The following is a 14,610-nucleotide window of genomic DNA, read 5'->3' on the forward strand; positions in this document are numbered from 1 at the left end:
AAAACTCGTTTGATTATTGATAAAATTCTCAATAATAATGAGAATAGACCCCCAGCAATTGAGAAAGTCCTTTTTTACCAAAATCCTATACAAAGACCTAAATTTAAAGTTGGACAGCAATCCAGTTTTACTCCTGACTCCTAACTCCTGAATTTTGCTCTAAGCTTAATCATCACTTAAATAAATCTGAACTACAGATAATAGTATCTTAACTTTCGATTGATATTTTCAATTACGTCATCTGCAATTTCCTGTCACCAGATTATCTTTGTGTAAGCTAAATCTGTATAAAAAATATGGTACTTACTACAGTCCGCTTTTCCCAGTTTAATGCGTCCCTAAACCGCAACACTGCCGGTCAGTTGGTAACTGATTTATCTACCCCTAACAACGCTCAAGCAAAAACAGTTGCCGAAATTATTCAACGCAACAACCCAGATGTATTACTAATTAATGAATTTGACTATTCCCCCGCAGCAGTAAATCTTTTTAGACAAAATTATCTGCAAATCAGTCAAAACGGTGCAACACCAGTTAACTATTCCTACTTTTATATTTCTCCTAGTAATACTGGAATTGCTTCTGGTTTTGACTTAAATAATAATGGTACAACAGTCACAACTCCAGGCACAACCGGATACGGTGACGATGCTTTTGGCTTTGGGAACTTCCCTGGTCAGTTTGGAATGTTGTTGCTTTCTAAATATCCTATTGATACAGCTAACGTCCGCACCTTCCAGAATTTCTTGTGGAAGGATATGCCAGGAAACTTATTAACAAATGACCCAACTGTAGATAATTCCGCAACTTCAATAAATGAGAACTTAAACGGTTTTTATTCACCTGAAGAAATCAACGTTTTGCGGTTATCTTCTAAAAGTCATTGGGATGTACCAATTACAGTAAATGGGGAAACAGTTCATGTTCTTGTCAGTCACCCCACACCACCCACCTTTGATGGAACTGAAGACCGCAACGGTAAACGCAATAGTGATGAAATCCGCTTTTGGGCAGATTATATTACCCCAGGCAAAGGTGATTATATCTATGATGATGGGGGTAAAAAAGGTAATCTTGCCGCAGGTTCAAGCTTTGTCATCATGGGTGATCAAAATGCTGATCCCTTAGATGGTGATAGTTATAACAATGCTATTCGTCAACTGTTACTAAATCCCAGTATTAATACAAATGTTATTCCCACCAGTTTAGGCGCTCCTCAACAGGCAACTTTACAAGGTCAGGCAAATAACAATCATAAAGGTAATCCTGCTTTCGACACTGCCGACTTCGCTGATACTGCACCGGGAAATCTGAGAACAGACTATGTACTTCCTTCCTCTGACTTACAAATTAGTAAATCAGAAGTATATTGGCCTAGCAATACTGATGCAAATTTCCCATTAGTAGGAACTTTTAACTCTAGTCTTCCCGGTGGTTTCCCTAGTTCTGACCATCGGTTAATATATGCAGATGTGCAAGTTGGTGAGACAGAACCTGGAAAAACTGATGTTAGTGCAGGATTCAAGGGACAAACTATCTTCAATACTGGTTTTATTCCCTCTGGTGCAGCCGGAACAGTAAATGGTCAACAAGTTGCGTTGGGTGGATTGTCCGGTGTAACTTACGATGCGGTAAATAATCGCTATTATGCCATTTCTGACGATCGCTCACAAAATGCCCGTTTTTATACCTTCACTCTCGACCCTGTTACTAATACGGTAACTTTTACCAATGTTGTCCAACTCAAGGATATTAATGGTAATCCTTTTGCAGCTAATAGCTTAGATCCAGAAGGTATTGCTTTAACCAGCAATGGGACAGTTTTTATCTCCTCAGAAGGGGAAGTGAGACCAGATTTAGGTGCAAGTCGCGTCACCAATCCGTTCATTAAAGAGTTTAATCTGACTACAGGACAGGAAATTCGTTCTTTAGCAGTACCCAAGAAATTTAATCCTGTAGTTCAAGATACTAACAACAATAATGTTGTTGATACAGGTGATACCCAAACTTCAGGAGTGCGTAACAACTTAGCATTTGAAAGTTTAAGCATTACACCTGACCAGAAAACCCTATTCACAGCTACAGAAAGCGCCCTGTTTCAAGATGGTGCAATTTCTACAACTACCACCAGCAGCCGTTCTCGGATTATTCAATACAATTTGGTGACAGGACAACCAGAGAAAGAATATCTGTATATTACTGACCCTATTGCTAAAACTCCTAACCCTAGCAATGGTTCTGCTGATAACGGTTTGGTAGATTTATTAGCAATTGATAATCGTGGGACTTTATTGGCACTAGAACGCTCCTTTGCCGTCGGACAAGGAAACACGATCAAAATCTATGAAATCACCCTCCAAGGGGCAACAGACATTAATACAGTTGATTCCTTGAGTAGCCTCACTGCTGACCAACTAGCCGCAATTCAACCTGCTCAAAAACGGTTGTTATTAAATCTTGATACCCTGAATTTGCCCAATAGTGACGGCAATCATCCCACAGGTACAGATAATATTGAAGGTCTGGCATTTGGTCCCAAATTGGCAGATGGTACCCAATCCATTGTTTTGGTGAGTGATAACAACTTTGGCGCTACCCAATTTACGCAAATTATCACCTTGAGTGCAGATGTAGTTCCCACTGTCACCCCTATAGTTGAAACCCGTCCCGCGCTTTTAGATGATGGTAGTTTACCATTTAGTCAAAGAGCCGATGCGGATGATCCAGCAATTTATGTTAATGCTACAGATTCTAGCAAGAGTCTAGTTGTAACTAGCGTCAAAAATGGCGGTTTGCGGATTTATGATTTAGCTGGAAACCTGTTGCAAACCATTAATCCTAGTAATCCAGATATTCGTTATAACAACGTTGACTTGCAATATGGATTTACCTTGGGTGGTCAAAAAGTTGATATTGCTGTGGCGAGCGATAGAAATAATGACAAGTTAGCAATCTTCAAGATCAATCCTAACAGCACTAATGGCAATTTCCTAGAAAATATTACCGATAGTAGCGCCGCCACAATTTTCCAAAGTGTACCTTTTGCACCCAGTTATTCTGCATCTAGTAAGAGTTCCTATGGCTTAGGACTCTACCGCAGCCAAATTACCAACGATTATTACGTCTTCACCAGCCGTCGTCAAACTGGAGATGTCGCTCAATTAAAATTAGTAGACAAAGGCAACGGTAAAATTGGTTATGAGGTAGTTCGTAGCTTCACCATTCCTTCATCAACAACAGCAGGTGCTTCCGCCCAAACAGAAGGCATGGTAGCAGACCAAGAAACAGGATTTCTGTACATTGGTCAAGAAGATGTGGGGATTTGGAAATTCGACGCTGAACCCAATGGTGGTTCAACAGGTAAATTAATTGAGAAAGTCAAAGCTGAGGGAGGAAAAAATCTCACCAATGATGTTGAAGGCTTAACCATTTATTACGGTAAAAACGGTACAGGCTACCTGTTAGCATCCAGTCAAGGCGATAACACCTTTGCAGCATATACCCGTGAAGGCAACAACGACTTTTTAGGCAGATTTGGAGTTGGGAACAATGGAGGAATTGACAGCGTTCAAGAATCCGACGGTGCGGATGTTATTAATCTGCCCTTGGGTCCCAATTTCCCTTATGGTGTATTTATCACCCAAGACGGTGCAAATGACCCCGCCACCATTGTTAGTGGTGAGAACATCAGCAGCAACTTTAAGTTAGTACCTTGGGAAAATATTGTTGCTACCTTACCCCAAGTCCTGAAAATAGATACAACCAGTTACAACCCTCGTAACCCCGTCCCCCAACCACGACTAACTAATTACGAATTTACCAATCTTCCCAAATTAGGAACAACTAGCAAAGGTCAAGATATCTTCTTAGGTGGTTTCTCCGGGTTGTATTTCCAAGGTATTGCGGTAAATGGTAATCTCCAATTTGTCACTCACACCGACAGGGGACCAAATGGCGACCCCACCGGTGCTAATCGTCCCTTCTATTTACCCGATTTTCAACCAGAAATAGTCAGTTTTGAACTCAACAAACAAACGGGTGCAATTACCATCACCAAGAGAACAGGACTATTTGATAAAAATGGCACAACCCCATTAACTGGACTTCCCAACCTGCAAGCAGGGGCAAATGGTACAGCATACACCGATGAAGTTGCGGTTAATTTGGATGGTCAAGTCATAGCTAACAAGGCATTGGGGGCTGATTTAGAGGGGATAGTTATTGCCCCAAATGGCGATTATTGGCTGGTAGATGAATACCGTCCCGCCATTTATAACTTCGATGTGAATGGTAAATTACTTAACCGTTATATTCCCCAAGGGACAGCCACAGCCCTCGAACCAGACGCAGCAGCAGGAACTTTTGGCACAGAGGTATTACCCGCAGTTTATGGTCAACGTCGCAACAATCGCGGTTTTGAAGCCGTAGCTTTAGAAGGTAGTAAACTTTACGCCTTTATTCAAAGTCCCATTGATAACCCAGATAATGCCAATGATACAACATCCAGAAATTCCCGTAATTTGAGAATTTTGGAATTTGACATTATTTCCAAACAAGTCACTGGTGAATATCTCTATTTACTTGACAATATCACTGCTGCTGGTAACGCTAAAACTGATAAAATCGGTGATGCAGTTTCCTTGGGTAATGGTAAATTTGCCGTTGTCGAAAGGGATGATTTAGGAACAAATGCCTCCAACAAATTGATTTATCAAATTAATTTAGCTGGGGCAACTAATATCAATAATTCTGCTAATTTCACCTTACCTGCTGGTAAAACCATTGAACAACTCACACCAGCCGAATTAACCACTGCTAAAATTACCCCAGTTAGCAAAAGTTTAATTGCCAATGCTGCCCAACTTGGTTATACAGGTGTGGAAAAATTAGAAGGTTTAGCATTAGTTTCACCCAATACCCTGGCATTAATTAACGACAACGACTTTAACGTTTCTGGTAATACCCCGACCGAAAAACTAGGGATTTTAGAACTACCCTATAACTTGACAACTCCTCAACCCAAACCATCTTTAAATATCTTGTTGGTAAATGATGATGGTTATCAAGCCAAAGGAATTAATGTTCTTTACGACAAACTAGTGGCTGCTGGTCATAAAGTCACCCTAGTTGCACCAAAAACCCAACAAAGTGGCCAAGGTACAGCCATTGATACCGATAAAGTTTTCCAACCCATTGAGGTAGTCAACTACGCACCAAATAAATGGTATGTAGATGGTAAACCAGTTATTGCCACTTGGACAGGATTGGATTTTGTTGTTAAACAACGACCAGATTTAGTCATTTCTGGAATTAATGAAGGGGAAAACCTGGGTTTAGAAGGAATTATTTCTGGTACACTCAGCGCTGCGGTTTCTGCTGTACATCAAGGTGTACCGTCCATTGCCGTTAGTGCTGGCATAATTTTATCAGAACGTGCCGCTGGTTATCCCAGCACCGATAAAGCTTATCAAGTGGGTGCTAATTACGTCGTTGATTTAATTGCCCAATTACAGGCAAAACAAGGCAATCAACCCCAATTATTACCCGACGGTATTGGTTTAAATGTCAATATTCCTGCTGATAACCCAATCACAGGTATTGCTTTCACAGAGTTTGATTTAGCAGGTAGTTTTGACTTTAAATTTGGTCAATTACCAGCGAATTTTGGTACAGGTCAAAGCATCCTTTACAGTCAAAATTCTCTTCCTGCCGGTGCAACTCCCAAACCCACATCTGAGGGAGAACAGTTTTTAGCTGATAAAATTACCGTCACAGCCTTTGATGGTGATTGGGGAACAACCGCAAGTCAGCGTCAAGCATTAGCACCACGTCTGTCTTTAACTGTACCCAATTTAGTTAATCCCATTGCCACTGCCAGCAAATCCTTAAATATTTTGTTGGTAAATGATGATGGCTACCAAGCTAAGGGCATAGACGTTATCTATAATGCCTTAGTTGCAGCCGGTCATAACGTCATCCTAGTTGCACCCAAAACCCAACAAAGCGGTAAAGGAACTTCCATTAATACCGATAAAATCTTCCAAAATATGGAAGTTGTCGAATTTGATGGGGCGAAAAATAAATGGTACGTTGACGGTACACCAGTTGTTGCCACTTGGGCAGGTTTAGATTATATTTTGCCCAGTCAAGAGAACTTAGCCAAACCCGACTTAGTAATTTCTGGGATTAATGAAGGGGAAAACGTTGGTTTTGATGCTATTTCCTCCGGGACACTGAGTGCGGCGGTTACGGCCTTACAAAGTGGGATTCCGGCGATCGCTGTGAGTGCTGGTATCAATTTAGCAGAGTTCCAACAGGGCAACAAGTCCAGCACCGAAAAGGCTTATGATGTTGCTGCTAGAATGGTTGTAGATACCATTAACAAACTTCTCACCACCCAAGGTACTAACCCAGATTTATTACCCAAGGGTGTCGGTTTAAACATCAACGTTCCCGCCTACAACCCTGATAATGCCAGTCTTAAAACCTTAACAGGTGTAGCATTAACCAAATTCGACGAAACCACCAGCCTCAACTTCAATGTTGCTAAAAACCAAAATGGTGTAACCAGCATTCTCTTAGGTTCACCCACAATTACAGGTGACATAGAATCAGAAGGTGGTAAATTCCTAGAACGCAACATTACCATTACACCCATTGATGGTAACTGGAGTGCAAGTGCGTCCAGTCTTCAAAAAGTAGCGAGTGATGCCGCACCTTTACCTGTGAATGGGATTGCCAGTGGAGACACCACCCAAACCTCTACAGTTTTGTGGGCGCGGAGTATCTTCCCCGGTGCAGTTAAATTTGAGTATTCCACCAACTCTAACTTCAGTACCATTGCGGGGACACAAACGGCTAATGTCACTGACATTAACCTACCTGTGAAGGTGGCAGTTAGTGGACTAACTCCCAATACCAAATACTTCTATCGAGTTACAGATACCACCGGGGCAACCAGCATTGGTAAATTTAGCACAGCCGCCGCAATTGGTAACAAAACAGGCTTGAAATTCGGTGTTTCTGGAGATTGGCGTGGCGAACTTGCCCCTTATCCAGCCGTTAGCAATGCTGATGATGCAAACCTGAAATTCTTTGTGGAATTGGGTGATACCATCTACGCTGACGTTGCGTCACCTGCCGTCAGAAACCCTGATGGGACAGAGAAAAAGCAAGTTATCACTGTAGATGAATATCGTGCCAAACAAGCAGAAGTTTACAGCCAAAAATACGGTGAAAATACCCTGGGTGATTTACGGGCTGCTACTTCCATCTTGGCAACTGTTGATGACCATGAAGTAGTCAATGACTTCCAAGGTGGAAAAGACTTAGCCACCGCCTCCACCGCAGATAAAACTCTATTTGGTGCAACTTCTGGCTTAGTTAACGATTCCCCACTTTACGAAAACGGTTTCCAAGCCTTCCAAGAATATAACCCCATTAGTGACCAATTCTATGGGGCAACAGGGGATACTCGCACAGCCGGAGAACGCAAACTTTACCGTTACAACACCTTTGGTAGTGATGCCGCCACTTTCGTTCTTGATGCCCGTTCCTTCCGTGACCCAGGCTTAACAGATGTCGCTAATATTGGTGATGCCACCCAGGTAACAAAATTCCTGACTGATTCCTTTAATCCGAATCGGACAATGTTAGGAAAAGTCCAGTTGGATGACCTCAAACGCGACTTAATCCAAGCACAGAAGGATGGCATCACCTGGAAGTTTATCATATTGCCAGAGCCTATTCAGAATTTGGGAGTAGCGATAGCGAAGCGCTGCTGCAAGCAGTTCGCTGCCGATAGATATGAAGGCTATGCTGCTGAAAGAACAGAAATTCTCAAATTCATCAACGACAGCAAAATTAGTAACGTTGTCTTTGTCACCGCAGACTTCCACGGCACATTAGTCAACAACCTCACCTACCAATTAGCACCAGGACAGGCACAAATCCCCACCAGTGCCTTTGAAATTATTACTGGTTCTGTAGCTTATGATGCTCCTTTTGGGCCAACAGTGGGTAATTTCTTCCTCACTCCTGAACAGAAGGCATTTTACAATTCCCTACCTGTAGCTAATGACGTTGACAGCACAGTTAATGATAGAGACGATTTCATCAAACAAGTCATTAATGGTGGCATCAATGCTTTAGGTTATGACCCCATTGGCTTGAATAACAATCTGACTGTAGCGAATGGCTTGATTGATGCCAAGTTATTGCAAGGTGACTATGTTGCTACTCATACATACGGCTGGACAGAGTTTAACATTAACCAAGCCACCCAAAAATTGACTGTAACCACCTACGGCATTGACCCTTATACCCGTCAGGAAGTAGAAGGAAATCCCGCAGCTATATCTAGTCGTCAGCCGAAAATTGTTAGTCAGTTTGAAGTTACAGCTAATAATTTTGTGGATTTAGAGTTAAGTCAAACTGCAAATGTCACGAACGCAGTTATCGGAGACCAGGTGACATTTACCTTAACCCTCTCCAATAAAGGTTCTCTACTGGCTAACGGCATTCAAGTCACAGATTTCTTACCACAACCATTTACCTTCATCTCTGCAACACCGGAACAAGGAACTTACAACAGTCAAACCGGTGTGTGGGAAGTGGGAGAAATTGCTGGTAATGTTACCCGCACCCTGAAACTCACAGCTAAAGTGACTCAAAGTGGGGCATTGACCAATAAAGCCGAAATTACCGCCCAAAATCAACCTGACTTTGATTCTGGTGCTGGTAATAACAACGCCCAAGAAGATGATCAAAGTTCAACTACCCTAAATATTGCTTCTAATATGGTGACACTCAAAGGTTTTGCTTCTTTACCTGCTGATACCTTCGCCGCTGGCCCGTCTGCGGGTGCAGCCGTAACTAATCCTACCAATGGACGGACTACCCCCTTTCCTGGTCAACCAGTGCAAGGTTTTAGTGGTGTCCAATTTGCCCCCAATGGTGCTGGTTCTGTCTTTTGGTTCTTAGCAGATAACGGTTTTGGCGCAAAAAATAACAGTGCTGATTTCCTCCTGCGACTTTACCAAGTTGACCCCAATTTTGCGGGTACAGAAAACGCTAATGGTTCTGTAGCGGTTCAAAACTTCATTCAACTCTCTGACCCCAATAAATTAATCCCCTTTGATATTGTCAATAAAAACACAGCCAAACGGGAACTGACCGGGGCTGACTTTGATGTAGAGTCCTTTGTGATTGATGCTAAAGGCGATATTTGGGTCGGTGATGAATTTGGAACTTACCTACTACATTTCAATAGCAATGGTGTTTTATTAGATGCACCCTTCGCCACTCCTAACCTTGTTAAACTAAATACCCTCAACGGTCAAGCCCCCATTGTCATTGGCCATCGTGGTGCTAGTGGTGAACTACCAGAACATACGATTGAAGCCTACCGCTTGGCGATTTTACGCGGTGCAGACTTCATTGAACCAGATTTGGTATCCACTAAAGATGGGATATTAATTGCCCGTCATGAACCTAACCTGATTAATACCACCGATGTAGCTAGTCGTCCCGAATTTGCTAGTCGGAAAAAGACGGTGTTGGTAGATGGTGTCACTGAAGAAGGCTTCTTTGCTTCCGACTTTACCTTGGCAGAAATTAAAACTCTGCGGGCTGTAATGCCTCAAGGTTTCCGAGATCAGTTATACAACGGTCTTCTCCAAGTTCCTACCCTGGGCGAAATTATTGATTTGGTGAAAGAGGTTGAGGTACAAACTGGTAAGAAAATCGGTATTTATCCTGAAACCAAACACCCCACCTATCACGACAATTTGGGTTTGTCTCTGGAAGAAAAACTGATTGACACCCTCAAAGTCAAAGGATTTACTGATCCCAAACGGGTTTTCATTCAGTCCTTTGAAGTCAGCAATCTCAAGGATTTAAACAACACCATCATGCCGGCGGCTGGTGTGAATCTTCCTTTGGTACAATTGCTTGATGCCTACGATGTCGCCAACGATGGCACACTGTTGTATCAAGATGTTTACGCTCGTCCCTACGATTTCACTGTTAAGGGAGACACCCGCACCTATGGAGATTTATTAACTCCTACTGGTTTGAAAGAAATTGCTGCCTACGCTGATGGTATTGGACCTTGGAAACGGCAGATTGTTTCGGTGAAAACAGTTGATAACAATAATGATGGTAAACCTGACGATCTCAATAACGATGGTGTGATTAACGATGCGGATAAAGTTACCCTAGCACCCACCAGCTTGGTTAGTGATGCCCACAAAGAGGGTTTGCTTGTCCATCCTTACACCTTCCGCAATGAAAGCCGTTCTCTAGCATCAAATTACAATAACAATCCTGAGTTGGAGTACCGTCAATTCATTAGTTTGGGTGTAGATGGTTACTTTACTGACTTCCCAGGGACAGGAGACTTAGTTCGGGATCAAATTACGGCGAATCAAGTCCGATCGCCCCAAAATCCCACTGTTCTCTCTACTCCTAAATTTGATACCCTCACAGGTAAAGCCCCCATCGTCATCGGCCACCGGGGTGCAAGTGGTGAACGTCCAGAACATACAATAGAAGCCTACAAATTAGCGATCGCTCAAGGTGCAGATTTCGTTGAACCGGATTTAGTGGTAACAAAAGATGGTGTCTTAATTGCCCGTCACGAACCCATGTTAGCAGTCGGTGTTCTCAATACTGACGGCACAATTCAACGAGATACCAATGGCAAGCCAGTTATCAATACTACCGATACAAGCACGGATGTTTACTTACGTGATAAATTTAGCGATCGCCTGAAAATCAAAAATTTAGATGGTCGTAATGTCGCCGGTTGGTTTGCTGAAGACTTTACCCTGGCAGAAGTCAAGGAACTAAATGCGATTGAACGGATTCCTGCTTTGCGTGGTACTACCTTTGATCAAGACGGATTGAAAGTACCAACCTTGAAAGAAGTCATTGATTTGGTGAAACAAGTCGAACTAGAAACAGGACGCAAAATCGGTATCTATCCTGAAACCAAACATCCCACTTTCTTTCAACAGCAAGGTATCAATACTAGCCAAATCTTAGCAGACACCCTCAAAGCTGAGAACTTTACCGACCCATCTCGCGTCTTCATTCAATCCTTTGAAGTTACTAACCTCAAGGCACTGAAAAATACCATCATGCCCACCGCAGGGATTGATATTCCTCTAGTGCAATTGTTTGGCGGTTCAGGTCGTCCTTATGATTTTGTAGTCAGTGGTGATACCCGCACCTATACCGATATTTCTACACCAGCAGGTTTAACAGAAATTGCTACCTACGCCAAAGGAATTGGACCGAATAAACAGCGGATTATTCCTCAGTTGACGGTAGATGCCAATAAGGATGGTACTGCTGATGATCTCAATGGTGATGGTCAAATCAGTGATGGCGATCGCGTTTTAGGCACACCCACAACCCTAATCCAAGATGCCCACAAAGCTGGTTTAATCGTCCATCTCTACACTTTAAGAAATGACGAGTTCTTCCTTCCCGATACTTACAAAAACGACCCCGGTGCAGAGTTCCGTAAGTTCATTGATTTGGGTGTAGATGGTTTCTTTACCGACTTCCCCAAAACCGGGCGACAAGTTCTAGTAAATAATTACCTAGCTGGTACAGGCTACGCTAATCCCAACGGGAATTTAAATACCCCTTACTTCAATAATTCCCCAGAATACTTTGCTCCTAATCAACCCTACTACGGCGACCTCGTAACAGCCAATTTAAACCGCTCCCAAGGCTTTGAAGGCATGGCATTTAGCCCTGATCGTCAAACCATCTACCCGATGCTGGAAGGAACTGTTGTCGGCGATCCTGCTGGTTCTGTACGGATTTATAAATTCGATGTAGCCAGCGAAAGCTACCAAGGTTTGGTAGGACGCTATCAATTAGCCAGTACCAGCAATGCGATCGGTGATTTCACTCCCATCAATAACAACGAGTTCCTAGTTATTGAACGGGATAATGGCCAAGGTAGTACCGCCCTTTTCAAGAAGATATTCAAAGTTGATTTTAGCAAAATTGATGCTAATGGCTTTGTCTCCAAAGAAGAAGTAGCCAACCTTCTCAATATCCAAGACACCAATGATCTCAATGGTGACGGCAAAACTACCTACGATATGCCTTTCCAAACCATTGAAGATGTGTTGGTAATTGATAGCAAAACCATTTTGGTAGCAAACGATAACAACTATCCCTTCTCTATCGGTCGTCCTCCCGCGATTGACAACAATGAGATGGTGGTATTGGAATTAGACAAACCCCTCGCCCTTGATTCCCGTTTAGGTATATCTGCGTCTATAGCAGAAGCTACCCAATATATTGCCGGAACAACTGGTAAAGATGATTTGTTTGTCAGTGGTGGCACTGATGGCATCAACGACACCATCTTCACTGGTGCAGGTAATGACACAGTTGATACTGTCTTGGGGGCAATTTCTCCCTTTGCTGGTAACAATATCGTTGATTCGGGTAGCGGTGATGATACTATCTTTGTGAATAAGGGCGATCGCGCTTTCGGTAGTGATGGTAATGACACCTTTGATGCGAGAGATGGTCAAGGTGGCAACCGCATATCCGGTGGTGTGGGTGATGATACCTTCTATTTAGGTAGCAATGACCGCGCTTTGGGTGGTGATGGTAAAGATATCTTCAGAGTTAGTCTTGGTGGTGGTAACTTAATTTCCGGTGGTGCCGGTGCTGACCAATTCTGGATTGTCAATGCTGAATTACCCAAAGCTGCTAATACCGTGCTTGACTTCCAACTTGGTACTGATGTCATCGGTATTCAAGGTGCTGTCAGTTTAGGTATTACCACATCCACACTCAAGTTAAATCAAGTTGGTGCAGATACCGCGATTGTCTTCAATAATCAAACTTTAGCGACTCTGACTGGGATTCAAGCCAGTAGTTTGAGTTTGACAGATCCTAAACAGTTTATCCTTGCTTAGAATATAATTCTCCTGTTGGGGTTTAGCGCAATGCGTTAAGCCCCTGATTTTTAGTGTTACGAGGTACAGTTTTTATCACAAAACCGTAGGGGCGCAGGGCCTGCGCCCTCCATTGTATTTGATTAAAGCGAGAATTGCTGTAACATAACATAAATCTCATTTTCCCAATCCCTATCGCCTTCCCATCATCCCCCCAAACAGCGATTACTAGTACAGCACGGCGTAAATAAAACAACCATTCTCAATCACTAAAAAGCTTACGCCATATTATTTTTGACTTTTGACTTTTGACTTTTGACTTCCGCCTTGCGGTACTAGGTCGTGCTTCGCTATCGCTTAGAGAAAAGGATTAATAATTTGTAATCCTTCCACCGTAAAACCGTGTTGCATATCCTCTGAATAGAGTTGATTGACATTAACTGATAGTGCGCTGGCGATAATTAAACTATCCCAAAATGAGAATAAATATTTTGTTCTTAATGCGGATGCTTTCAACAATATATTCAAATCGAGTTCAACGATATGATGAATTTGATAAAAACCTTGAATAAGATTTTGAATTTGATTTTCAGGAAATTTTCCTTTTTTGATTAGGTTTACACAAACTTCATTGATTACCTGGGTACTTAAATAAAGTCCTGTTTGTATAGCTAGATGGTTAGCAATTTGATGTTTTCGGATATCCTGGCTCTGATTAAGTGCATATATCCAGATATTTGAATCTAAAAAAGTCGTCATCTTTTTATTCGGTTTCGTAAATTTCTTCTCGTTTCATTGGATTTAATTGTTCTATATTTAAAGGATGCTCCAATAAATATTGGAGGTAATTTCCAGATTGTTCAGAGGTTTCTTGTTGAAGAGTGACTTTAACTATATTGGGTTGTTTTAACTGTTGTTGGTACTGTTCGGGAATTTTTATCATCCCATTTTCAATAGTGGTTTGAAATTCTACAGTAATCATATATATTTTCTTACTCTTTGCTCGCTTGTTAATTGTATTATAGCTGAATTTATTTCCATTACCATTCCTAACAGCATCAAAGCGATCGCATCCCCATCAGCGATATCTTCAGTCAGCTTCGCAATCGCACCCCCAAATCTCCCAAACAGCAATGTCTACGACGTTTAACTACACACCTACTCAGGTAAGATTCTTGAGGAAAAATTTTAAATATCTAACTTTTGATAGATGCCAGACTTTTGTATACTCGATATCATGTCTTTGCTGTTTCAGCAGTTTTATCAATGTTGGGGACAGTAAACAGTTTGTCTTTGCTTAGGATTTGATTCGAGCGCATCCAGGCGTTGGGGGAGTACAGAAAATAGTAGTACAGCTATGCACCCCGTCCCTTGCCTTATCCCAGTTTTTCATCGCCAAAACCGTAGGGGCGCAGGGACTGCGCCCTCCATTGTATTTCATTAGAGCGAGAATTGCTGTAAATCTCATTTTCCCACATCCCTATCGCCTTCCCATCATCCCCCCAAACAGCGATTACTAGTACACTGCGGCGTAAATAAAACAACCATTCTCAATCACTAAAAAGCTTACGTCATATTATTTTTGACTTTTGACTTTTGACTTTCGACTTTTGACTTACGGTACTAGGTCGTGCTTCGCTATCGCTATGATTCAATTAAGTAGGTTGGCGTTGAAAAT

At 42.2% G+C, this 14,610-nt stretch carries 4 protein-coding genes; 1 reads left to right on the forward strand and 3 read right to left on the reverse strand.

Going from position 1 to position 14,610, the window contains the following annotated elements; genetic code table 11:
• Positions 1-296 precede the first annotated feature (296 nt).
• Positions 297-12,953, forward strand: a complete 12,657-nt coding sequence (gene surE, locus HGD76_RS25535) for a 5'/3'-nucleotidase SurE (RefSeq protein ID WP_233466922.1) — start codon at positions 297-299, stop codon at positions 12,951-12,953.
• Positions 12,954-13,289: 336 nt separating this feature from the next.
• Here the strand turns inward: surE and HGD76_RS18340 are convergent, their stop codons facing one another.
• From HGD76_RS18340 to HGD76_RS18350, 3 genes are read right to left on the reverse strand one after another with little or no spacing between them, the layout of a single operon-like run.
• Positions 13,290-13,691 carry a PIN domain-containing protein gene (locus HGD76_RS18340; RefSeq protein ID WP_096668589.1) on the reverse strand — a complete coding sequence of 134 codons (402 nt, stop codon included), beginning with the start codon at positions 13,689-13,691 and terminating at the stop codon, positions 13,290-13,292.
• A 4-nt stretch (positions 13,692-13,695) separates the two neighbouring features.
• A complete protein-coding gene (locus HGD76_RS18345) occupies positions 13,696-13,914 on the reverse strand; it encodes a hypothetical protein (protein WP_096668587.1) in 219 nt (72 codons plus the stop codon).
• A complete protein-coding gene (locus HGD76_RS18350; protein WP_168696614.1) occupies positions 13,911-14,066 on the reverse strand; it encodes a hypothetical protein in 156 nt (51 codons plus the stop codon). The genes HGD76_RS18345 and HGD76_RS18350 overlap by 4 nt, the downstream gene beginning before the upstream one ends.
• Positions 14,067-14,610: the final 544 nt, after the last annotated feature.

Source organism: Dolichospermum flos-aquae CCAP 1403/13F, from assembly GCF_012516395.1.
GTDB classification, from domain to species: Bacteria; Cyanobacteriota; Cyanobacteriia; order Cyanobacteriales; family Nostocaceae; genus Dolichospermum; species Dolichospermum lemmermannii.